This is a genomic window from Marmoricola sp. URHB0036, assembly GCF_000426045.1.
Classification (GTDB): domain Bacteria; phylum Actinomycetota; class Actinomycetes; order Propionibacteriales; family Nocardioidaceae; genus Marmoricola.
Window position 1 is genome coordinate 41,566 of sequence record NZ_AUEP01000007.1, and the last position, 22,211, is coordinate 63,776.

Here is a 22,211-nt window from a genome sequence, read left to right on the forward strand (position 1 = left end):
GGCGAGCGCTAGTGGCTCGGGGCGGTCTCGGGTGATCGCGCTCTGCCACCTGAGCAGGTCAGTCGACGCCGGGATAGCGGTTCGGCACACCGAGGAAGGGAAACGTGGGCAGCATGTCGTCGTGCGGCTTGAGTCCGTCCGGGCCGACCCGCCCTTTGGTCATCCACGCGAATCGGGCACTGAACACGTCATTGGTGAGAGCTCGGCCATTGGGGTACGCGGTCGGCCGGCTGCGGTCGATACGGAGGATGTCCGGCAGCACGATCTGCGCTGCTTCGCTCGCTTCCTCGGGCGAGTAGCCGTTCTGCTCGAGCAAGCCGGACCACAGCTCCAGATAGTTCGCGAGGTCGTCGACCGGTTGCCGGAGGTTGTACTCGTTCTTGATGTTGTTCGGGTTGACGAACGGGTTGATCGTCGGGTGCCCGCCGCGGTCGACCTGCACGATTGCGCCGTCGCGGCGTACATCAACAGCTGCCCATACTCCGATCGCCGAGTCTGTGCTCAGCATCTCGTTGGGCACCTCCAGCGCGATGGACAACACGTTTCTGTCAGCGAAGGCGTCCTGGCCGGTCCAGTTGAACCCGTGGAAAGAGCCGTCCGCATCGGCGAAGAAGGGGTCGCTCCGGACGCCGATGAAGAGGCGGACCTGACCGACCACCACTGGTTCGGCGGTCTCGTCGAACCCGACGGGGACGCCAGTGATGAGCACCTCGCCTGCTGGCTCTGACTCGCGGGCCTCGCTACCGGTGGCGAAGCGAACCGTGCCGGCCTGCTTGCCGTCTTCGAGCTCGGAGAACACAAAGGTGAACGCGGCGTCGGCTTGAGCGTCTTGGTTGGTGTCGATGTTGATCCGGTAGATCCCGTCGGGGTGGAATTCGCGCTTCATCAGGAACGGCGGCATGGCGCTCATCCCGGTCGTGTACGGGTTGACGTCGATGATCAAGACAGTTCTCTCGGGGTCATCGGGCGAGGCGAAGACGAAGAGATCCGTCAGGTCCAGGCGTGCGTCGTCCCCGGGAAACCTCAGGTTGGCAGCGCTGTAGTGGTTGGACATGTTGGCTCCTCTGGTGGGTTCTCGTGTGGCGCGTTCGCACCGAAGCCAGAAAGCGGAGACTCGGGCCCGTTTGCTTCCCTGCATGAGGGAGGAGTGCTTTCCGGCAGCGATGCGGCTTGGCCTCAGGCTCACCCTCCTAGACGATCTGTCGCGCCCGTGAAGCTCCCTGGTTGGCGACACCCGAGCACGGGCGGCTTCCCTGGACCAACGTGTTCGCGCCCCGGAAGCCATGGCGAGCGGCCGGCCGGAGGGTCGCGTCGGGCGAGAGCACGGTCATAGGGACCGAAGGCGCATCGGGTTCCGGCTGGCATCTTCGCGGGGACTCGCAACGGTGCCGCCAGGTGCAAGGGGGTGACAGCGGTCATGACGCAAGGCGCAACCGCACGGGTCACGAAGTCCCGGGGGGCGAGGTCGAGGGTCCTACGTTGGTGCGGGCGTGCACCGCATCCGCCTCTTCTGACTCCGTGGCCACCAGCCGGTTGTGCAGCTCGGTTGTCAGGGCATGGATCTGCCGAGTCAGGTCGGTGTTCAGGTGGAGCTCCAACTCTTCCTCGACGAAGTCGTGCTCCGCCTTGGCCAGCTGGAAGGCCGACTGACGGTTCTGTCCGATCAGCACGAACGTCGACAAGAAGATGGCTTCGAGCGACACGACCAGCGTCAGCGTCGGCCATGGACTCGACTCAGCGAGAATCATCCAGGCGGCGAAGGCCGCCGCATGCAGGTAGACGAAGGACATCGACCCGGCGAAGGCCGTGATCGCATCGGCGATGCGAAGCTGCACATCGTTGGCGCGCGCGGCCTGATGCCGCAGAACGACGGGATGATGCACGCCGACAGGGATCACGTCAGGACTCATCCTAGGAGAATGACCGGTGAGGCCGTCGCTGCGCTTCAGTCAACCGACTCTTCTTGACTCTCGCATTCGCCATCAGACGGAGATCGCTGTCGGCAGATGTCCCCGGTGTCCCGCCAGGGAGTGACACTGGCGCGAGCGCGATCCTTTCGACGCATCGTTGAGATCTACCGGGAATCGGCCTCACGCCAGTGGCGTGCGGATGGTGCCGCTCGAGAGGGTTCGTCATTTCGTCCGGTCCGGTCGCGCCCCATCTGCTCAACCGGGAGGAACAACGATGACATCCACCGACCTCACCCTCGGTCGCGAACTCGACGAGAACCCGCACCAAAGGATCCAAGCCCGCGGGCTCGCCGTTCTTGATGACCCGAGGGTGAACCGTGGCACCGCGTTCACCATGGAGGAACGCCACAAGCTGGGGTTGCATGGCATGTTGCCGTCGGCCTATGAGAGCAGCCGGCAGCAGGCCGACAGGTGCTACGAGCAGTTCAGTGCCAAGGGATCGGACGTGGAGAAGTGGGTCTTCCTCTCGCAACTGCACGACAGCAATGAGGTGCTGTTCTATCGACTGGTTGGCGAGCACGTGCGCGAGATGCTGCCCATCGTCTACACGCCCACCGTCGGGACGGCCATCGAGCAGTTCAGCCATCTGTTCCGCCGCCCACGAGGCGTCTTCCTGAACATCACGGATGTCGACGGCATCGATCGCGCCTTCGAGGCCACCGGATTGGGTGGGGACGACATTGACCTGGTGGTGGCCTCAGATGCCGAAGCCATCCTCGGTATCGGTGACTGGGGTGTCGGCGGCATCGACATCTCCATCGGCAAGCTGGCGGTCTACACAGTCGCCGCCGGGATCGACCCCCGGCGTGTCCTGGCAGTCGGGCTGGACGTGGGCACCAATCGCGAGTCCCTCCTCATCGACCCCCGCTACCTCGGGCTCCGTCGCTCTCGGGTCCGCGGTCACGGGTACGACGAATTCATCGACGGGTTCGTGGCCAGTGTGTCCTCCCGCTTTCCGAAGGCGATCCTCCACTGGGAGGACTTCTCGGGACCCAACGCACGCGCGATCCTCTCGCGCCACGGCGATACCTTGTGCACGTTTGACGACGACATCCAGGGCACAGCGGCGGTGGGCTTGGCCTGCGTCCTGGCCGGTGTCCGCGTCACGAGCGGGCAGCTCGCCGATCAGCGGATCGTCGTCTTCGGAGCCGGCTCCGCTGGCGTGGGCATCGCAGACCTGATCGCGCTCGCGATGACCAAGGACGGGTTGAGTGCCCAAGCGGCAGCCGACCGGATCTACCTCCTCGGCCGGGGTGGTTTGCTTACGACCGACATGACCGACCTCTACGACTACCAGCAGCCCTACGCCAAGGATCCCGCCGTGGTCGCCGCCTGGCGTACCAGCGATCAACCCCTTGGTCTCCAGGACGTCGTCGACCACCTTCGCCCGACCATGCTCGTCGGCACCTCCGGCGTCGCCGGCGCCTTTACGGAGTCGGTGATCCGCTCGATGCACGAGCACTGCGAACGGCCGATCATCCTGCCCATGTCCAACCCGACGGTGCTGGCCGAACAGACACCGGAGAACCTGCTCGCCTGGACCGACGGAGAAGCCCTGGTTGCGACCGGCAGCCCTTTCGACCCGGTCGAGCGCCACGGCATGACGTACCACATCGGCCAGGCCAACAACGCGTTGTTGTTCCCGGGCCTCGGCCTCGGGGTGATCGTGTGCCGTGCGGCCACGATGCCCCCAGCGCTGTTCATCGCAGCAGCGCAGGCGCTCGCCACGATGGCGAACCCGAGCGATCCCGCGGAGGGACTCCTGCCGGACATCTCGAGGCTCCGCGAAGTTTCGGCGACGGTGGCCGTGGAGGTGATCATCGCGGCGACCACAGCCGGTATCGCTCAGGTCGACGTGGAGGATCCGATCGAGGCGGTCCAACAGGCAATGTGGCAGCCGGAGTACCTGCCTATCGCGCTTCCGTAGTGCGTCCAAGATGGAGCCGCCAAGGCGAGCGTGGGGCCGGGGCGCTTGGCCGTGCGCGTGTCGACAAGGCGGTCGCTCTTCAAAGCGAAGGGCGCAACCGGGTGTGTATCCAATGCTGTGGCCTTCTGCTGGACTTCCACTCCTCATGTACCGGGACAAAGTCAGGCATCTTGCATCTGCCAGGTCAGAGCCATCGCCCTGGAGCCGCCTGTCGGAATCGAACCGACGACCTTCTCATTACGAGTAAGACAGCCCTCGCAAGCGGGCGACCAACCGTTGCAGGTGCGCTGACCTGCGAGTTTGTACTAGTGCCCCTACGCACCGCTACGCACCAGTACCCGCCTCAACGCACCGTTTATCGGGACTTTAGTGGGACTTTATCGGGATCATCGACCAAGTCGCCGTCTCCGCGAAAGGGTCCCCATCTGGCGGGACGGGCAGTCCGAAACGGTCCAGAACCCGCAGCTGTCACCCCTGAACATCCGCTCGTGGCCGATGAGCGGAGGTTCCCAACACCACAACGATTGGCCAGCGCGCCGCCGACAGTTCGCCAGCTTGGCCATTCGCCGATGGCACGACGTTTTGCAAGCTCCTGCTCACGCGCGTTTCCGCGTTAGTCACTCCAACGGTGATCGCCCCCGCGCCCCACCCGCCCGCACCGCCATGGCAGAACAGAAGGCTCATCTACGACGACCGACCGCACCGCAGCACCGGTATGAGCCTGGGATACGGCTACAGTCGACGACCTCCCGCAACCATCGCCGCCGGGGGACAACGCAGTTCAGCCGAATTCCATGACCGCGTCGACGGACTGCAACTAGGCCTTGACGCGCAGCATCTTGCGGTCATACATGGGAGACAGAGTGGCTGACGCCGTGAAGAGCGTGCCGCCAATGTCGATCTGGCAATCACCACTCATGATGTATTGCTTGTCCGCAAGGCCGTCGGGGTTGAGGACGTAACCCACGCGCTCCTCGACGCCTAGGCGGGGACGCGGGCGTCTGCGTGGGCCAGGATCTCGAGCATGTGCTTGGCCAGGATCGCGGCGGAGTGGGGGTTCTGGCCAGTGACCAGGTTGCGGTCCTCGACCACGTAGGGCTCCCAGATCGGGCCGCGCGAGAAGTCGACGCCGACCTTCTCCTTTAACTCCGTCTCCAGCAGCCAGGGAGCCATCGGGGCCACCCCGACGGCTTCCTCTTCCTCGTCGGTGAAGCACGTGAGCTTGTAGCCCCGGAACGGCGAGACGCCGTGGATCCTCGTGGCGAGGATTGCGGCGGGGGCGTGGCAGACGATGAACAGCGGCCTGCCCGACTCAAGTTGGGCGGTCAGCAGGCGCCCGCAGTCGGCGTCCCAGGCAAGGTCCGACATCGGGCCGTGGCCGCCGGGCAGGTACACCGCGCCATAGTCCTCGAGACGGACGTCCGAGAGCTTCAGCGGGCGCCGCATCGCCTCCGCGACGCGGATTATTCGCTCGAGCTCGAGAGCCCCGTCGATGCCCCCGGCCATCTCGGGCCGCAGGCTCATCATGTCGACGTTCGGCGTGACGCCGTTCGGTGTCGCGACGACGACCTCGTAGCCGGCGTCGGTGAGGATCTTGTACGGATTCGCGAACTCCTCGGCCCAATAGCCTGTCGCGTACCGCGTGCCGTCCTTCATGACCCAGTACGTCGCGCCGCTGACGATGAAGAGCACCTTCTTGCTCATGACGACCTCCTGAGGTGGGCTGTTGGGTTCAAGCCTCGTGTGTCGCGGGACCGGTCGCGCCTGTGTATGCCCCTGGCCATGCCCCTGGTCTGCGCGAGGGGCGCCAACAGGTCGGCGGCTCCATCGGCACCGCTCTGCTCAGCAGCATCTATGGAAGTGCCGTCACCGCGCTCCTCGCCGACTACGCCACCACCCCGGGCAGCGAAGACGCGGCTGCCCGTGCCTGGCTACCACGTCGCCCTTCGCCGCCGCCGCGGGCGCGCTCCTCGCCGTGGACCTGATCATCGGAGTCCTGGTGCGCCGCACGCGCGACCGCGTCACCGCTGATCTGACCGACGACGCGCTCGTTCTCGCCCACTGATCCCCCCGCCTGACAGGGAGCCACCATGATCGTCGCTGTCACCGGCGCATGGGAACCCTCAGCCGCCTCGTCATCGCGCAACTCCTTATCACCCGCACGTCTGAGGACCAGATCATCGCGATCGTCCGCAACGCGACGAAGGTGGCCGGCCTCGCTGCTCGAGGCATCGAGATCCGTCAGGCCGAGTACGGCGATCCCGGCGCGTGGCCCGCCGCGCTGGATGGGGTGGATCAGGTCCTGCTGATCTCGGTCTCCGGGCCGGGCGCGAGCCGTGCGCACAGCAGCGTCATCGTCGCTGCGGCCCAGCCCGACGTCGGCCGGATCGCCTACATGTCGATCATCCACCCCGACGCCAGCTCCAACCCCGCTGGCGGGCGAGCACGCCGCCACGGAGCGCTCATCGCCGCAACCGGAATCCCCGCCGCAACCCTGCGCAACGCCTGGTATCACGAACTCCACACGACCTTGTTGCCCCAGTAACCTCGCCACCCGAGAGGTGGTCGGGTCAACGGGCGAGGGACGCATCTCCGGAAATGCCCGAGCCGGCTTCGCCACAGCCGCCGTGAGTGGCATCCTCGGCGACGACGAGGACTTCCACAACTACGAACTCGGTGGCCCGTCTTTCACCAGCATCGCGTCCACCACCGTCCGCAGGTCCTCGGCATGCTTGCGGTCGCGCTTACCGCGCGCGTTGAACACCGGCTCCAGCAGCTCCCAGCGGTTACGAAAGTCGTCGTTCGGGAGCTTCCGTTTCTACGTCCAGGGCTCCGTCGACACCCATATCCCTGGCTGCACTCGTTGACGAGGGCAAGACCTCACACAGATGCAACCGCTTCGCCGCGGACGCTGGCCCTGCGTGCCAGCCGGACCTCCTCCGGCGACCGTCGCTCCCACCCGTGAAACTGCGACACGTCGCCGGCGTCCCACGCCGCCCGCAGGCCTGGGGCGCTGAGGTCCCAATCGGGACGGATCTCCCTCGTCGCTGCTCGCAGGTCTCGCCAGAGGTCGTCGGCCGAGGGCCGACCCCAGAACCAATAGCCGTTGTAGACGCTGTGGATGACGAGCCCAGGCTTGAGCACCAGCGTGTGCGGAATCATCGGGTTGTGCTCCGGGTCGGTGTACTCCTGGATGTCGAGGTCCTTCTGGACGACCCGTTCGGGGTCGGACAGGAAAGGCCACTCGGCGCCGACCGAGGCGCGAAACTCCTGCAGCACGTGGTGTTCGTCGGTCGCGATGGTGGCGACGGTGGTGTAGGCGACCGCAAACTTGGGCTGGAGCCCGGCGAGCTCGAGATGCTGCTGGTGCTCCTTGGGGCAGAAGTGCCCGCGAGCGAGCGTGAGGATCATCGGATCGTCGCCTTGGAGCTCGCTCAGCGTGCGGACGGTGCCCGTGTGGTCGGGCAGCTCGAAGTCGGGAAAGACGCCACCGGGAACGATGTCGGACCGCATGGAACCCACCTTTCGCTTCGGCGGAGCCTGGGAGCCGGCCGCCGGCGCCGTGCGTCGGCGCCTCCACACCATCGCGCCGTCCCTCTCTCGCTCGCGCCCGTGACGAACCCTGGTCGGCTGCGCAGCGCGGACGGGGCCAGCGACCAGTACGTCGCCCAGGGGTTGGCACGGGCGCGATCAGAGGTCCGCGTGAACCACGCTGGTGCGAACCGGCATCAGGAGGTCAGCACGATGAACACCACCGCGACGGAGACGCCCCCCGAGGCTCAGCTCACAGTCGGGATCCACTCGGAGGTCGGACGCCTCCGCGAGGTCATCGTCCACCGCCCCGGGCTGGAGCTCGATCGGCTCACCCCCGGCAACGCAGCTGCGTTGCTGTTCGACGACGTCATGTGGGCCGAGCGCGCCAGGGAGGAGCACGACGCGTTCACCGCGCTCCTGAGAGCGCGCGGGGTCCGCGTGCACCAGTTCGCCTCGCTACTGGCCGAGTCCCTCGCCACCGACGAGGGGCGGGCCTTCGCCGTAGAGCGGGTGTGCTGGGACGAGCGTTTCGGACCGGCGTTGGCGCGCGACCTGCGCGGGCTCTTCTCCGACACCGATCCAGCCGGTCTGGCCGAGCTTTTGATCGGCGGGATCGTTGCCGCGGACCTGCGACCCTTGGGCTGGTCCGGGCTGGTGTGGTCGAGCCAGGACCTGGACGACTTCGTGCTCCCCCCGGTGCCCAACACGCTCTTCCAGCGCGACAACACCGCCTGGATCGGTCACGGAGCCACGGTCAACCCGATGGCGATGCCTGCTCGTCGTCGGGAGTCGCTGCACACCCGCACGGTCTACCGGCACCACCCGCTCTTCAGCGAGGCGCAGTTCCTGAGCCACTACGGCGACGACGACCTCGACCACGCGCCAGCCACCCTGGAGGGCGGCGACATCCACGTCCTGTCCCATGACACCGTCATGATCGGGATGGGTGAGCGCACCACCCCGATGGGCGTCGAGATGCTGGCCCGCAGCCTGTTCGCCTCCAGGACGATCCGGCGGATCTTGGCGATCGAGCTGCCTCGGGCTCGCTCGGCCATGCACCTGGACACGATGCTCACGATGGTCGACGTCGCGACCTTCGTCGCCTACCCCTATCTCTCCGACGACCACTCCCGCATGTGGGTCCTCACCCCGGGAGTGGATCCGGACGTGGCCGACGTTTCGGAGCGGGTGGGCCTGCAGGCCACCTTGTCCGAGATGCTGGGACGCGACGACGTCCGCGTGCTGAGGGCGACCCAGGACGTGCGGGCGGCGGAGCGGGAGCAGTGGAACGACGCCGACAACTATCTGGCGATCGCACCGGGTGTCGTGCTCGGCTACGAACGCAACACTGACACCAACCGCCTGCTGTTCGACAACGGGATCGAAGTGCTGCCACTCGTCGGCAACGAGCTCGGGCGTGGCCGTGGTGGCGCGCGTTGCATGAGCTGCCCGGTACGCCGGGACCCGATCTGAGACGCGCTCGTGTCGAGCATCATCGTCGTCGGCGCGGGTCCCGGCCTCGGGGCGAGCATCGCCTCTCGGTTCGCCCGCGGGGGCTTCGCCGTCAGCTTGGTGGATCGGCGCGCAGGTACCCTCGCGGAGGTCCACAGCTCGCTCACGCCGTACGGCGTGCCCGTCGCGAGCTACATGGCTGACGCCGGACGCGCCGACGATCTGGACAAGGCGCTTGCAGCGGCGATGCACGACCGCGGTGTGCCTGACGTCGTCGTCTACAACGCCGCTGTCGTCCGTGCCGACGGCCCGGGCGAACTGTCTGTCGAGGAGCTCGCGCAGACCTTCAACGTGAACGTGTCGGGCGCGCTTGTTGCTGCTCTGGCGACCGTTCCAGCCATGCAGGCGCGTGGGTCCGGCGCCTTCCTGGTGACGGGAGGTCTGCCCCGTCCGTCACCGAGCCACCTCAGCCTGTCCCTGGGCAAGGCGGCATTGCGCGCCCTCGTCGCGCTGCTAGCGGAGTACTACGCGCCGTCCGGAGTGCACGTGGCCACCGTCGTCGTGGCGGAGGAGATCCGGCGGGACACGGGCTACGACGCGTTGCTGATCGCCGAGGAATTCTGGCGGCTGCATCGCGATCCACCGGGTGCCTGGCGAACCGAACACGTCTTCACCAGCTCCGCCTGACGTGGGCCAGACGTGACAACATTGCAGGAGGAGGGCGCGGTGGCGACCTTGGTGTCGGTCAACGTCGGGATGCCTCGGGACGTCCCGTGGCGAGGCCGCGTCGTGCACACCGGCGTCTGGAAACGCGAGGTCCCGGGACCCCACATGGTCCGCCGCCTCAACATCGACGGTGACGGGCAGGGCGATCTGGCCGGCCACGGCGGCGAGCAGCGGGCCGTCCTCGTCTACCAGCTCGAGGCCTACCGGCACTGGGAGGAGCACCTGGCGCGCTCGCACCTGGTGCCCGGCTCGTTCGGCGAGAACTTCACCGTCGAGGGCCTGGCCGACGAGGACGTGTGCATCGGTGATCGCTACCGCATCGGAGAGGCCGAGGTCGAGGTGACCCAGCCGCGCGTGACCTGCTTCAGGGTCGGCATGCGGATGGAGGAGCCACGGCTGCCGTCGTTGTTGGTCGCACATCGACGCCCTGGGTTCTACCTGCGGATCCTCACCGAGGGTCGGGTCGCCGCCGGGGACGAGATCGTCCTCGTCGCGCGAGGGCGGCACGGTCTGAGCGTGGCTGACGTCGACGGACTGCTCTACCTGCCCGGGCACGACCCGGAGCTCCTCGAGGCGGCGCAGGACATCCCCGCCCTCAGCCCGGGGTGGCGCGAGTCGTTCCGCAGCATGCGCAAGAACGGCTCCGGAGAGGCTTCTCCTGCCGGGATCGCTGTCGCCGAACCGCCCGCCTGGGCGGGCTTTCGTTCCCTCACGGTCATCGATGTCGTGGCCGAGAGCGGTTCGGTGACGTCCTACCGCCTTGCGGGGGACGGGCGACTGCCGGCGTACCTGGCCGGTCAGTTCCTCACCGTGCGTGTGACGGATGCCGGTGACCCGGCTCCGGTGCGCACCTACTCCCTGTCGGGGGACCCCGGCGGTGGTGACTACCGCATCAGCGTGAAGCGCGAGACCAAAGGTGCGGTCAGCTCCTACCTGCACGCCCACCTGCAGGCCGGGACGCGCCTCGAGGTGGCTGCCCCGCGTGGTGGCTTTGTGCTGGCCGCGGGCACCGGACCCGTGCTGCTCCTTTCCGCGGGCGTCGGCCTGACCCCCGTGCTGGCGATGCTGCACGAGCTCGCCGACGAGCAGGACCCGCGGCCGGTGTGGTGGATCTACACGACACGGGATGCCCAGAGCCATCCTTTCTCGAGCGAGGTGGCCGAATTGCTCGCGCGGTTGCCCTCGTCGCACTCCGTGATCTGCTACACGTCTCCGTCACACCCACTCGATCCCGGTGTACGAGCGGGCCGCCTCACCGCGGAGACGATGGCCGGTCTCGGACTGCCCGTCGAAGCCGATGCCTACCTCTGCGGTCCCGAGGGCTTCATGGACGACATGTCGGCCTATCTGGCGGACCTCGGCGTGGACCCGACGCGGATTCACACTGAGCGCTTCGGGTCGCGCTCACCCATCAATCCCGGGGTGGTGCGGGCAGCGGGTCGTCCACCGCACCAGCCCTCCGGGCGCCCTGGGGCTGGTCCGGCCGTCACCTTCGCGCGTTCTGGGCTCACCACTGGGTGGTCGGAGGCCTACTCCTCGCTGCTCGAGCTGGCCGAGGCGTGCGACGTACCGACCCGGTGGTCCTGCCGCTCGGGCGTGTGCCACACGGGCGTCACCGCTGTCCTCTCCGGTGACGCCGACTACGACATTTCGCCCCTGGAGCCGCCCGGAGACGACGAGCTGCTGATCTGCTCGGCCCAACCGACCGCTGACCTCGTGCTAGATCTGTGAGCAGGTCCGGGCTAGAGGCCGCCGAGCACCTGCGTTCCCGCCGTACCGGTGAACACCGCCGCAAGATCGTCGAGGGAGCCGATCGATGCTCGATGGCCAGTCGCCAGCACGAACTCGCGGACGGCGTCGATCTTCGGTCCCATCGAACCCGCGGGAAACTGCAGCTGAGCCAGCTCGGCAGGGGTGATCTTGCCGATCGGACGTTGCTGGGGCGTGCCGAATTCCGCCATGACTGCTGGTACGTCGGTCAGGACCAGGAACAGGTCAGCAGCGAGCTGTCGGGCCAGCAATGACGCCACCAGGTCCTTGTCGATGACTGCCTCCACGCCCTCGAGTCCATGACTCGCAAGCACGACCGGAACACCTCCACCCCCGGCCAGCACGACCGTGGCTCCGTGGTGAAGGAGCGCATCGGCGGTGTCCACCTCCACGACGCGTTGGGGGCGGGGGGAGGCAACGACTCGACGCCATCCGTCACCGTCCTTGGCGAATGTCCAGTCATGCTGGGCTGAGAGTGCCTCCATCTCCGGCTCGTCGTAAACCGATCCCACGAATTTGGTGGGTGCGGCGAACGCTGGGTCATCCACCTCGACGATGGTCTGCGTCACCAGGGTGACAACCGGCCCGTCCAGTGACCTTCCTATGGCCTGTTGCAGCCAGTAGCCGATGAGCCCTTGCGTCTCGGCGACCAAGTCCCCGAGGGGGTAGGGGCGACTCAGCGACCGGTCGGCCGCGCTCTCCAGCGCCAACAGGCCGACCTGCGGGCCGTTGCCGTGCACGATCAACAGCTCGTGCTCTGCAGCGATCTTCGAGAGGTGGTCCGCAGCATGGGTGACGTGTTGGAGCTGGGGTGCGGCATCCGGGCGCTCACCGCGTCGCAACAAGGCGTTGCCTCCGAGCGCTATGACGACGCGCACGAGGTCAGGTCCCCAGGGTGGCGACCATGACCGCCTTGATGGTGTGCATCCGGTTCTCGGCCTGGTCGAACACGATGGAGTTCTGTGACTCGAAGACCTCATCTGTGACCTCGAGAGCCTCAAGGCCGGCGCGCTGGAAGAGCTGTTCGCCGACCTCGGTCCCTCGGTCGTGGAGGGCTGGGAGGCAGTGCATGAACCGCACGTCATGGTTGCCCGTCTTGTCGAGGAGCTGTCGGTTGACCTGGTAGGGCAGGAGCAGGTCGATGCGCTGCTGCCAGGTTGCCTCTGGCTCACCCATGGAGACCCACACGTCGGTGTAGACGAAATCGACGCTGTCGACGCCCGCGCCAGGGTCGTCGGTCAGAGCGAGGCGTGCGCCGGTCCGCGCTGCGATCGCCTTGGCTGCTTCGACAACTTCGGGTGGATTCTGGAGAGTCGTAGGGGCGACCATCCGTACGTCCATCCCCATCATCGCGCCGGCGATGAGCAATGAGTTCGCGACGTTGTTGTGGGCGTCACCGACGTAGGCGAACGCGATCTCGTGGTCGGGTTTGCTGGCGTGCTCGCGCATGGTGAGCATGTCGCAGAGCGACTGCGTGGGGTGCCACTGGTCGGTCAGGCCATTCCACACCGGGACCCCGGCGTACGCCGCGAGGGTCTCGACCGTGCCCTGCGAAAACCCGCGATACTCGATGGCGTCGAACATCCGGCCGAGCACCCGGGCGGAGTCCTTCGCCGATTCCTTGTGCCCGATGTGCGAACCGGCGGGATCCAGGTAGGTGACGTGTGCGCCCTGGTGGTGGGCCGCGACCTCGAAGGCGGAGCGGGTACGAGTCGAGGCCTTCTCGAAGATGACCGCCACATTCGCCTCGTCGAGCCGCTTGCGCGGTTGATCTTGACCGTGCAGCTCGACCTTGAGTTGTGCGGCGAGGTCCAAGAGCGATCTCCACTCGTCGCCGGTGAAGTCGAGCTCCTTCAGGAAGTGCCGACCCTCCAGGTTCGTCGTCATGTCGAAATCCTTGTCTCGTAGTCAGGCACGGCCGGAATGGAGGACATCGAGACCCGTTGCTTCAGGTACACGGGGATCCCGAGCAGCGAAGCCCCGCCAGCCATCAAGAAGGGTCCCCACACGACGTACCAGCTCTCGCCGCTGTTGCGCGAGTACCAGACGAAGGCCAGTGACATCACCAGGGCGACCAGGGCGACCCCCACGTCGAGCGCGAAGTGTGGGGTGTGTCCCTTGCGACGGTCAGTGAAGCGCCACTTCAGCTGGGCGAGTGCAGAAGCGGCGTACGGGATGGCGGACGTGATCCCGGTCATCAGAACGAGCGTCGTGAACACAGTCGCCCCGCTGGTGCCGAGATAGCTGATGACGACCGCGATGGACGCGAGAGCCGTTGAAGAAACGATCCCGAAGGCAGGAACCTTCCTTCGAGACAGTGAGCCGAAGGACTGCGGGAAGATCCCGTCCTTCGCGGCTGCCAGGGGCATCTCGGCGCAGATGAGTGTCCAGCCGTTGAGCGCGCCGAGCCCGGACACGATCACAGCCACCGCGACGACATAGCCGAGCCAGGTGCCCCCGGCGATCTCGTTGGCAGCTGCCGAGTACGAGGCCTGGTTGCCGTCCTGAGCGAGCACTGCTGCAGGCAGGATGCCGAAGACTGCGACCAACGAGAGCAGATAGACGGCCGCGCTGCCCAAGGTGCCGTAGATGGTGGACTTCGGCACGTTGCGCTTGGGGTCGCGGACTTCACCAGCAGCCACGGCGGCGGTCTCGACGCCGAGATAGCTGAAGAGGCAGATCGCCATGGCTCCTCCGATCGCCGACAGGCTGCTGTCGCCACTGGTGTTCCACGGGGTGAAGTTGCCCCAGGTGACGAACAGCAGACCGACCGTGGCCATCAGGGCGAGCGGGATGAACTTCAACACGGTGCTCCACAGCTGGAAGACGCCCATGTTCCGGACACCGGTGAGGTTGACGATCGCCGGGATCCAAAGACCGACCATGGCAATCGCGATCGAGCCCGCGGTGCTGCCGCCCTTGTTCAGGAACAGCTGGACGTAGAAGACCCAGCCGACCACGATCGCGGCGTTGCCCGCCCACGCGGTGATCCAGTACAACCACGCCTGGCTGAATCCAAAGCCATTGCCAAAGGCCACCCGGGCGTAAGCGTACGGACCACCGTCTGCCGGGACTCTCCGTGACAGCACAGCGAACATGAAGGCGAGGGCCACGGCACCGAGGGTGGCCAGAGCCATGGCCACGAGGCTGATCGGGCCGTAGGAGGCGATGGCGTACGGGAGGCTGAAGATCCCGACTCCGATGATGCTGCCCATCACCAGTGCGGTCGACTGCGGCAGACTCAGGCCAGCGCTCCCGAGCTGCCCGGACGTCGCTGCCTCCGCGGGTGTGTCGGGGATGGAGGTCGCAGGCGTTCGTTTGGGTCGACCTGCGAGCTGCGTCATGACTCCTCCCGCGGTGAAGCGCCGCTCGATCGTCTGCCCCTGGGGGATTCCTCCGAGGTCATCGTGGCCTCCTTCGTGGCTAGTCACATCACACTCGCGCCCTGACCGTCGGCGTCGCACCCGGGAGAGACCCTGGGCCGTGCACTGGTCCGTCGACAGCCTGCCGCTGATGGCCGGGGAGGCGGCACCAACCGCAAGACCAAGCGACGTCACAGGCGCGAGCTGAGCTCGCAGCGCTCACCTTGGCGATGGATACCGACGGGTCCCGACAACACTTCTCGATGCCCGCTACCTGAAGGCATGACCATTGAGCAGCCCTCGAAAGGTGTACGAATGGTGGCGGACTGGCGTGGGTCCGCATAAGCGGTGGAGCGCAAGTCGCGATCATCACCGGCGCATCGCAGGGCATCGACGCGGCTCTCGTGGCCGCTTACAGGTCACTGGCCATCGAGTACATGAAAGCAAGACCTACACACCTCTTGCACCACCGGCGCGAGAGGGCGTCGCGCGGCACCGACGTCGGCGCCGGCGCGAGGCGTCATCCGAAGTCGTAGCGGTCTGCGAGAGTTGGCCCAGCCAGACGCCAAGCTCATTGCAGATCGGCACGGTCGATCAGGCGACCCTCGGGTCGGCCGCCCAAGCCTGGCCCCTCAGAACATGCGGGCACAGCGCGCAAGCGTCGAATCGTGCACGGGTCGTAAGCGTGCGGCAGGGTGATTGAGGAGCGAATTGAGTATGGCCTGATACGCGGTCGATGAGATAGCCAAACTCTCACGCACGACTCGTGCGTGGACACGCGGCTGCGCGTGCCAGTGACGTTCCACGTCCAGGATGGAGCGCTCGAGTTCCTGAGTTCGAACTCGGCAGAGGGCGGCCGCGCTTGCCCAGTCACGGGCACGTCTGCATGACGCTCTCGTTCTCTAGTCATAGATTTTCGAGGAATGAGTCGGCCAGCCGCTGTGAGGTACGGCTTCCCGCCGCAAAAATGAGGCCCGCGATGAGCTGCGCGGCTTGGGCGAGTGACTCTCTCCAATGGGCACCGGAGGGTCCAGGGGGTAGGCCGATGTCATACACGCGCGGCTCCAACCTTTCATCGTCAATCGCTTCGTGACGCCGACGCGAGATCTTGTGTCCAACAGTCCGTTGGGTTCGCCACCGACGCCTGGAGCGACACCCGATGACAACCGCGTCGCTCCAACTGGGCCGACAGCCTGAGCGATCCCGCCTGAGAGGTGACGTCAGTGGCTGCGCGTCGAACTGGGAGGGAGGAAACGCAACCGTGGGTCCTGGTTCTACTCAGGCCGCCGGCTGGCCGAGGATGGCAGAGCACCGCGGTTACTGGTCCGTACTGTGACGTGCGCCATACGCAACAGTATTGCCCGACGGGGCTTCGGTTGAGACCTTGAACGACCACCCTTCGAGCGCCCCCCACACGCATCGATCCGGAGCAGCGGACGGTCGCTGACCGATGGCCGTTGGTAACCCATCCGAGGGTCGTCCTTGCGTCTCCGCCGAACGGGACAAGTCCCCACCATTCATGCCGCCCCAGCCGCGCGAACTATGGTCCGCGTCACAGTACGGGCCGGTAACACTCCCGCTCTGCCAACCTCTGCGCATCGGCAGCCCGAGCAAGTACAAGGTTGATCAAACTGCGACCTCTCTCCCACACCCACTCGCAGTCTCAGCCGCAAAAAGGGAACGCGCGGGCTGTCGGCTCAGACCTGCACATTGGAGCCTTGCGTCCGGATGCCCCGGTATTGACATGGCCGCTTCACCTGTCGTCAAAGGAGCAAGGGCGTGGTGATGTCGTCCGACCAAGAGCCGACGATGGGTCGAACGGACTCCACGCGGGTGCCCGACCCGACGAAGATACGCGTCGTCGTCGTCGACGATGCTGGGGACTTTCGGCACCTGATGCGCGCGGTGCTGGAACGTGCAGCTGGATTCGAGGTGGTAGGCGAAGCCCGCAACGGCTTGGAGGGAATAGCAGCGGTCCGCAAGCATGACCCGCAGCTGGTGTTGCTCGACATCTCCATGCCAACCATGGGGGGGTTCGAAGCGCTCCCCTTGATCCGCGACGTCTGCCCAAAGGCCGCCATCGTGGTGCTTTCCACCTTTCACCCATCAACCCTGAAGAACCATGCTGTCTCTCTCGGAGTTCAAGCCCGTTGCCTCGGCGCTGATGGTTACATCCAGAAGGGGCAAAGACTCAACGTCTTTCTGTCCCAGGTGCAGGCGGTTATCGACGCCACCTTGCATGGCGACCGACATGGTTGAGCCGGGCCAGCCGCCTCCGGGGCCTGAGGAGGCAGTGGAGCGGACCTATCACGTTGCACCGCACACGCTATTCGCTGCAGTCATGGCAGTCGTGCCTTCACTTGATGGCCAGCTGCTCGAGATCGGCAACTACGGCACTTCCCTAGCCTTCCTCCCAAGGGACTCCGGCAACGGCGTTAGGTGGGAAGCCTTCGTGCGACGCCACCCCGACGGGCATGGTGTCCTGATGGTCCGCTGGTCGCACACAGACGCCTCTCCGGCCTCTCGACTTAGCAGCACCAAGGAGGCTGCTCAAGCCTTGCTCGATGCCGTCACAGTGGAGGTGGAGCACCTGCCCCCCGTCGAACCGGCTCCGTCCACTCCGGACACGCAGGGGACACCGACTAGCAGAAGCTAGACCGCGCGCAGCTCGCCGGCGTAGCTGAGGAACAATTGGGTTATAGGAAACGTCCAAGAGATGGAGGTGAGAAATGAAACATGTTAGAAGTATTGATTCTATTGGTGGCCATTGCGCAGTTGTGCGTGATGGTCTATGCGGTGAAGGCAGGCAAGTGATGACGTCACACCCTGATATGCCCCGTGGCAGCCAGTCACAGGGCTTCTTCATCTCTGCGGCCGGGGGTTGCCCTAGGCTCCGTGCGTGCGACGGCTGGCCAAAGGTGACGAGGAGCGGCTGCGCGCTGAGCATGAGAAGCGCGCGGATCGCGACGTACAGGTGGTCACCGCGAGGTTCAGTGCGTTGACGGGACTGGCCGCAGCTCTACTTGGAGCAGTTCTCGGACTAACCGGTTCATTCCTCATCACCAACCGGCAGATCGAAGCTCAGGCCGCTCAGGATCAGCGCACTTTCGTCCTTAATCAGCAACAGGTGGCCTACGCGCGACTGATCGACATCGACAGCAAACTCCGGGAGTTCGAGGCCCAGCGTTCAAGTCTCTGAGGCTTTCACCGATGCTGAAGTCATCAACTACGGGCGCGAGGCCAGCGCCCTCATTTCTCAGTTCGATACGGCCAACATCCAAGTTCTAGTGGTCGGCTCAGATCGTGCAGCAGATGCCAGCCACGAACTTCTGAACGCACACAACAAGTGCACCGAAGACTTGTTAAATGCTCAGGGCGCGGTCACTCGACACGGCAGTGCAAAAGTTGTGGGGTCATTTATACATCGCAGCCAAGAGGACCGCTCGACTGTCCAAAAGTGGAGCAACAAGTTGCTGGTCGTAGTCAGAGACGACCTCGGCATCGATAAGTAGGCAAGGTCCGCCTTGTCTAATCTGCCCGCGACGCTCCGCCGAAGACCCGGATGTCCACCATAATGCCTGGCACTTTAACCATGATCGTCTCGGCGAGACGCGACGTCACTTGGTGAGGTGTTCCAGCCGGAACCTCGATTACCAGGATCTCTCGACCGTCGTCGCGGTATTCGACCAACACTCTGTTCACTCCGACGTCGAGGCGCTTCCCAGCCTCGAAGATCATCTGAGTCGCGTCTTCCAGCCACGCAATCGGGCGCACCACATCACGGATTGCGCGATCGTCACCAAGACGTCGAGAACGTATGGCAGCGGCCCGCACCGCATCGTTTTCGTTGCGCATCGCCCTTACGTGCTCCAGGATTTCGTCGAGCATTTCTTCGGGCGGCCTAGGCGGCTTCGTGAGATTCACGCCTCCGGAAGGCCGGGCCCGCTCCAGAGCTGCCTCCAGTTCTGCCCAGTGTGCCTCTACCCGCTTGTCCACTCGGTCGGGCTCAATGCCCAGCATCTCCCCGAGGGAGCGCATCAGGCCTCGGATGCCGTCCTTGTTCATGACCTTGGCTTGGAACTGTGTCAAAGGCCCGGTCAGTTGGGCGGGGCTGGACACATCGACCAGGAGAGGTGCCACACGCTGTTCAACGTTCTCGGTGATTGTCTTGCTTAAGGCGCCGGCCTCAAAGTTCAACCAAGGGGCACTCTGGTTCTCGTCCGTCACGACGATGATGCCGAACTGGGTGCCGTCAAGGCGACTCTCAATCACGTTCATACCGCGCTGGCCTGCCGCGATGTCGTTGTCGGACATGAACGGTTCCACATCATCAAAAAGGTTCGGGATCCATGCGCGCAGGGCTTGGGCTACACCCTTCGCGTACTCGCCCGACCAACTGATGAAGAGCTTTGACTTGGCCATATGTGAACCCTACTCAACACCTGACACTCTCCCGTTCCCACTTTGTTCAGTCGGGGAAGCCGGGGACGTTCGCAATGTGTTCGCTCTCGACCCCTGTTGAAAACAGAACCCCCCCCCCGCCGGGTGACCGGGGGCAGGGGAGTTGATTCAAGGTGTTACAGGTTTTCCGAGCCGACGCCCGTGATCGAGCAGGGGACTCCCCCATACGCGTGCCACTGGACGAAGTTCGAGATTAGGCCACGAAGAGTCGGCGCAGCCCTGTTCCCCGTCCGTGAACGTGCGCCCACCTGCCTCCACCATGGGCATTGCATCGCAGTTCATGACAGGCATGTCGTCTCCCGGACCACGAGTTGTCGACGGCGCTGCGCAAAGGAGGGGCTGTCCAGCCCAGAGTTACGCCGCCGTTCGAGTTTTCACGTGCTAGCTCGATCCCTGCAGCAATGGCGCCTAGCGCGGCGAAAGTGGTCGATGACCGGTTGAAGGCGTTCTTGCCCCACTTCTCTCGCTCCTCCTCCACCTTGCTGTCCTGAGAGCCTCGGCCTTCTCAGCGGCGGTGGCCTTCTTGGCTTCTGCATCCGGCTGGACTTCACTGGCCACGTATGCAAACTCGATCCGATCTGGATCGTCGTGGAAGCTCGCATACGCCTCTTCGCGGTGCACATTCCGGAAGGCATTGACCACCGCCGGTTGATGACTGACCGCCACAGGGGCCAAGCGTTTCTCCACTCGAGGTACTCCCCGCGCTGACCGATCAGTCTCTCTTTGAATACTTCCCGCGCCTGCTGGATTGGGTTCGCGCCGTCGCCCATTATGATCTCCGAAGCAGTCATATACAGGCGGGCTAGCCCGGGCAACACGTCATTGACCCTTTATGTATCCCTGGACGAACCACCCCAAGCAGGTTTGGCCAGAACTGAACTTGTCGCACGAGGAGGGCCCCCGGTTTGCTTTGTTTGAGCGATGGTGGACGATCTCCATATGGCCAAGACCACAATCACACAGATCACTGATGACCTCGACGGCTCGAAGGACGCCGAGACATATGCCTTCGCCTGGCAAGGCGCCGAGTATGAGATCGACCTGAGCAACAAAAACTACAAGGCCCTCGACAAGGTTCTCCAGCCTTACATCGAAGCTGGCACCAAGGTCACGAAGCGTTCGACGTCCAGTCGCCGCTCCTCCTCTTCCAAGCGCGACATCGCAGCTGTGCGTGAATGGGCTAAGAGCCAGAACCTTGAGGTCTCCGAGCGCGGGCGCATTCCGAGGGCGATCATCGAAGCGTTTGACGCCGCTCACTGAGCGTGGACGAGGACGACCCGGCGCACGGCGAGGCGCTCGTCTACATCGGCTACGGGGAGTTGATGCGGCGCTTGCAGTATCTCGAACTCAACTTGTGGCAGATGTAGGCGCTTCGCATGAAGCGAGGTATTTCCGACGATCAAGCCTTCGCCAAGATCGAGAAGTGGGACGGTACAGCCAGTCAACGGTTCATCTTGACCGACGGCCAAGTGGGCCTGCGACGACCCCCAGAGGCCGCCGCAATATCCGCCATTTGCCTGGCTCGACGATGCGTCTTAGTGGGCGGGATGTGGCGCGGCACGGTGCCGAAGGACTATCGAATCAGAGGCTCTGTTCGTCGCAAGTAGTCGGTGACGCGCAGGCGTATGCGGTCGACCATCGGTAGGTCTTCAAGTCGGTCCGGTGCCGCGAACTCAACTTCGTAGGACTCGTCACTTGCTGCCAGGTTGCCGCTAAGAACTCGACAGGCGAAGCAGATCGAGAACTCCTGTCGAACCTCGCCATCGTCGTAGGCGAAAACGTGCTTGGGATCGCTGTAGATCCCCACGATGCTTGTTGGCTCCACCTCGAGGCCGGTCTCCTCGCGCACTTCACGTACGACGCACTCACCGATCGACTCGCCGAGTTCCATGACTCCGCCTGGTAGTGCCCACATGTCGTTGTCGCGTCGTCGGTGCACAAGGATGCGCCCTTCGTCGTTCACGACAATGGCGGAGGCAGCTGGCACCAACGAGTTCGCGGGTGGTGCGTCGGGATCGTCGTAGTAGTCGACTCGGCCCATCAGATGTCCTCGGATTTAGACGCCCGACCGAACGGGTGGTCGCTTCCCATCCTCCACGACTTCGGTCGAGCTGGCCCAGATGCCTTCGAAGTGCGCCGAAAAGCGTGAGAACAGCCCGTTCGGGCCGAGTCTGCGCAGATGTAGCAACGGCGCCGCGTGGCCCGGTGTCGCGTAAAGGTGGGGAGTCACGAGCATCTCGTCGTCGAAGCGGAAAAGTGAGTTGTACAACGGTGCCGACTGGAAACGCACCTCTGCGCCGTTCACATCTAGGAGGGGACGGAGCGCTTTCAGCGTCGTGGAAATCCGGGCCACCAACGTGATCGGCTCCTGCTCTTCGTCGTCTCGGAGGCTCACCTGGTCGGACTCCGGGTCGGCGATGGCGATCCGCACGCGACATCCATCCGCACACTTCTCGCTCAGGAGCTCTACGAGCCCAGGGTGCTGCTGCGGCAGGAAGTACAGCGTGTAGCCCAGCAGGTCGATCTGCTTGTTCGCGCCCTCGAAGAGGTCCCACCACCGCCTGGTGTCCAGCTCCGACCGAAATGCATAAGCCGCCAGCAACTCGGCGCCAGCTGCGCTGCCGCTCGTGATCCCACCTGATCCCGGCCAGAGGAACTCCTCGTCCTCCCCCACTGCCTCGCACAGCTTCCAACGATGGCGCGGGTGCGGAACGCGACCGGCCAACCATCGCTGCACCGTCTTCGGATCTACGCCAGTCGACCGGGCAGCGGCTTCCACGGACAGGCTCGCCCGTCCCATTGCGAGGCGCAGGCGCTCGTTCGTCATCGGTGCTCCAGGACGTATCGGCGTATCTTCAAACATTCTAAACGTCCCAGCAATGCGGTTCCCTCGTCAAGAGGCCCAGCGCGTAATTGGGGAGAACCGACTCGGAGGTGAACGAGGTGACAGATTCAATCGCCGCAACCAGCGCCGATCTGGATCGGCCCCGTCTCCTGTCGTCGGCCCTG

The 22,211-nt window shown here is 65.0% G+C and carries 19 protein-coding genes and 1 pseudogene; 8 read left to right on the forward strand and 12 right to left on the reverse strand.

The window, feature by feature from the left end; translation table 11 throughout:
- Positions 1–58: 58 nt before the first annotated feature.
- Together H976_RS0108415 and H976_RS25290 are read right to left on the reverse strand one after the other, a co-directional pair.
- A complete protein-coding gene (locus H976_RS0108415; protein WP_027861179.1) occupies positions 59–1,054 on the reverse strand; it encodes a DUF4331 family protein in 996 nt (331 codons plus the stop codon).
- A 388-nt stretch (positions 1,055–1,442) separates the two neighbouring features.
- Complete coding sequence (locus H976_RS25290) at positions 1,443–1,910, reverse strand: DUF1003 domain-containing protein (RefSeq protein WP_051276499.1); 468 nt, start codon at positions 1,908–1,910, stop codon at positions 1,443–1,445.
- A gap of 274 nt (positions 1,911–2,184) precedes the next feature.
- On the opposite strand from H976_RS25290, the gene H976_RS0108425 reads away from it, so the two are divergent.
- Entirely contained in the window at positions 2,185–3,897 is a 1,713-nt protein-coding gene (locus H976_RS0108425) for an NAD-dependent malic enzyme (RefSeq protein ID WP_081682772.1), read from the forward strand.
- Between the two features lie 817 nt (positions 3,898–4,714).
- Here the strand turns inward: H976_RS0108425 and H976_RS29905 are convergent.
- Both H976_RS29905 and H976_RS0108440 read right to left on the reverse strand, forming a co-directional pair.
- A complete protein-coding gene (locus H976_RS29905; protein WP_155918095.1) occupies positions 4,715–4,864 on the reverse strand; it encodes a hypothetical protein in 150 nt (49 codons plus the stop codon).
- Between the two features lie 14 nt (positions 4,865–4,878).
- Positions 4,879–5,601 (reverse strand): type 1 glutamine amidotransferase domain-containing protein, encoded by a 723-nt coding sequence (locus tag H976_RS0108440; RefSeq protein WP_027861181.1) that lies wholly within the window; start codon positions 5,599–5,601, stop codon positions 4,879–4,881.
- A 409-nt stretch (positions 5,602–6,010) separates the two neighbouring features.
- Between H976_RS0108440 and H976_RS25295 the strand changes: the two genes are divergently transcribed.
- Entirely contained in the window at positions 6,011–6,442 is a 432-nt protein-coding gene (locus H976_RS25295) for an SDR family oxidoreductase (protein ID WP_051276501.1), read from the forward strand.
- A gap of 335 nt (positions 6,443–6,777) precedes the next feature.
- Here the strand turns inward: H976_RS25295 and H976_RS25300 are convergent, their stop codons facing one another.
- Complete coding sequence (locus H976_RS25300) at positions 6,778–7,410, reverse strand: redoxin domain-containing protein (RefSeq protein ID WP_051276505.1); 633 nt, start codon at positions 7,408–7,410, stop codon at positions 6,778–6,780.
- Positions 7,411–7,641: 231 nt separating this feature from the next.
- Here H976_RS25300 and H976_RS0108460 point away from each other — a divergent pair, with 231 nt between their 5' ends.
- From H976_RS0108460 to H976_RS0108470, 3 genes are read left to right on the forward strand one after another with little or no spacing between them, the layout of a single operon-like run.
- Positions 7,642–8,904 carry an arginine deiminase gene (locus tag H976_RS0108460; RefSeq protein ID WP_051276585.1) on the forward strand — a complete coding sequence of 421 codons (1,263 nt, stop codon included), beginning with the start codon at positions 7,642–7,644 and terminating at the stop codon, positions 8,902–8,904.
- 9 nt (positions 8,905–8,913) lie between these two features.
- The gene (locus H976_RS0108465; RefSeq protein ID WP_196804013.1) at positions 8,914–9,570 is read left to right on the forward strand and encodes an SDR family NAD(P)-dependent oxidoreductase; all 657 of its coding nucleotides are present in this window, start codon (positions 8,914–8,916) and stop codon (positions 9,568–9,570) included.
- Between the two features lie 39 nt (positions 9,571–9,609).
- Complete coding sequence (locus H976_RS0108470) at positions 9,610–11,340, forward strand: MOSC and FAD-binding oxidoreductase domain-containing protein (protein ID WP_027861184.1); 1,731 nt, start codon at positions 9,610–9,612, stop codon at positions 11,338–11,340.
- Between the two features lie 11 nt (positions 11,341–11,351).
- On the opposite strand, the gene H976_RS25305 is transcribed toward H976_RS0108470, so the two are convergent.
- The 4 genes and pseudogenes from H976_RS25305 to H976_RS31125 all read right to left on the reverse strand — a co-directional run.
- Positions 11,352–12,257 carry a carbamate kinase gene (locus H976_RS25305; RefSeq protein ID WP_036225433.1) on the reverse strand — a complete coding sequence of 302 codons (906 nt, stop codon included), beginning with the start codon at positions 12,255–12,257 and terminating at the stop codon, positions 11,352–11,354.
- A 4-nt stretch (positions 12,258–12,261) separates the two neighbouring features.
- The gene (gene argF / locus H976_RS0108480; protein WP_027861185.1) at positions 12,262–13,266 is read right to left on the reverse strand and encodes an ornithine carbamoyltransferase; all 1,005 of its coding nucleotides are present in this window, start codon (positions 13,264–13,266) and stop codon (positions 12,262–12,264) included.
- A complete protein-coding gene (locus H976_RS0108485; protein ID WP_081682773.1) occupies positions 13,263–14,723 on the reverse strand; it encodes an amino acid permease in 1,461 nt (486 codons plus the stop codon). Before H976_RS0108485 ends, argF begins: the two co-directional genes overlap by 4 nt.
- Before the next feature lie 650 nt (positions 14,724–15,373).
- A pseudogene (locus tag H976_RS31125) lies at positions 15,374–15,559 on the reverse strand (DUF3263 domain-containing protein); the annotation flags it as partial.
- Positions 15,560–16,526: 967 nt separating this feature from the next.
- On the opposite strand from H976_RS31125, the gene H976_RS28645 reads away from it, so the two are divergent.
- Both H976_RS28645 and H976_RS0108495 read left to right on the forward strand, forming a co-directional pair.
- Positions 16,527–17,000 (forward strand): response regulator transcription factor, encoded by a 474-nt coding sequence (locus tag H976_RS28645; RefSeq protein WP_231388846.1) that lies wholly within the window; start codon positions 16,527–16,529, stop codon positions 16,998–17,000.
- A 640-nt stretch (positions 17,001–17,640) separates the two neighbouring features.
- Positions 17,641–17,940, forward strand: a complete 300-nt coding sequence (locus tag H976_RS0108495; protein WP_155918097.1) for a hypothetical protein — start codon at positions 17,641–17,643, stop codon at positions 17,938–17,940.
- 329 nt (positions 17,941–18,269) lie between these two features.
- On the opposite strand, the gene H976_RS28650 is transcribed toward H976_RS0108495, so the two are convergent.
- On the reverse strand, positions 18,270–19,163 hold the full coding sequence (locus H976_RS28650; protein ID WP_051276509.1) for a TIR domain-containing protein: 894 nt from the start codon (positions 19,161–19,163) through the stop codon (positions 18,270–18,272).
- Between the two features lie 978 nt (positions 19,164–20,141).
- Between H976_RS28650 and H976_RS0108505 the strand changes: the two genes are divergently transcribed.
- Positions 20,142–20,462 (forward strand): Lsr2 family protein, encoded by a 321-nt coding sequence (locus H976_RS0108505; RefSeq protein WP_027861188.1) that lies wholly within the window; start codon positions 20,142–20,144, stop codon positions 20,460–20,462.
- Positions 20,463–20,775: 313 nt separating this feature from the next.
- On the opposite strand, the gene H976_RS0108515 is transcribed toward H976_RS0108505, so the two are convergent.
- Positions 20,776–21,243 (reverse strand): NUDIX domain-containing protein, encoded by a 468-nt coding sequence (locus H976_RS0108515; RefSeq protein ID WP_027861189.1) that lies wholly within the window; start codon positions 21,241–21,243, stop codon positions 20,776–20,778.
- A gap of 15 nt (positions 21,244–21,258) precedes the next feature.
- Complete coding sequence (locus tag H976_RS0108520; protein ID WP_027861190.1) at positions 21,259–22,029, reverse strand: helix-turn-helix domain-containing protein; 771 nt, start codon at positions 22,027–22,029, stop codon at positions 21,259–21,261.
- Positions 22,030–22,211: the final 182 nt, after the last annotated feature.

Coding starts and splice junctions, on each gene's coding strand:
- H976_RS0108415 (WP_027861179.1), bottom strand. CDS start 1,054: ATGTCCAACCACTACAGCGCTGCCAACCTGAGGTTTCCCGGGGACGAC.
- H976_RS25290 (WP_051276499.1), bottom strand. CDS start 1,910: ATGAGTCCTGACGTGATCCCTGTCGGCGTGCATCATCCCGTCGTTCTG.
- H976_RS0108425 (WP_081682772.1), top strand. CDS start 2,185: ATGACATCCACCGACCTCACCCTCGGTCGCGAACTCGACGAGAACCCG.
- H976_RS0108440 (WP_027861181.1), bottom strand. CDS start 5,601: ATGAGCAAGAAGGTGCTCTTCATCGTCAGCGGCGCGACGTACTGGGTC.
- H976_RS25295 (WP_051276501.1), top strand. CDS start 6,011: ATGGGAACCCTCAGCCGCCTCGTCATCGCGCAACTCCTTATCACCCGC.
- H976_RS25300 (WP_051276505.1), bottom strand. CDS start 7,410: ATGCGGTCCGACATCGTTCCCGGTGGCGTCTTTCCCGACTTCGAGCTG.
- H976_RS0108460 (WP_051276585.1), top strand. CDS start 7,642: ATGAACACCACCGCGACGGAGACGCCCCCCGAGGCTCAGCTCACAGTC.
- argF (WP_027861185.1), bottom strand. CDS start 13,266: ATGACGACGAACCTGGAGGGTCGGCACTTCCTGAAGGAGCTCGACTTC.
- H976_RS0108485 (WP_081682773.1), bottom strand. CDS start 14,723: ATGACGCAGCTCGCAGGTCGACCCAAACGAACGCCTGCGACCTCCATC.
- H976_RS28645 (WP_231388846.1), top strand. CDS start 16,527: ATGTCGTCCGACCAAGAGCCGACGATGGGTCGAACGGACTCCACGCGG.
- H976_RS28650 (WP_051276509.1), bottom strand. CDS start 19,163: ATGGCCAAGTCAAAGCTCTTCATCAGTTGGTCGGGCGAGTACGCGAAG.
- H976_RS0108505 (WP_027861188.1), top strand. CDS start 20,142: ATGGCCAAGACCACAATCACACAGATCACTGATGACCTCGACGGCTCG.
- H976_RS0108515 (WP_027861189.1), bottom strand. CDS start 21,243: ATGGGCCGAGTCGACTACTACGACGATCCCGACGCACCACCCGCGAAC.
- H976_RS0108520 (WP_027861190.1), bottom strand. CDS start 22,029: ATGACGAACGAGCGCCTGCGCCTCGCAATGGGACGGGCGAGCCTGTCC.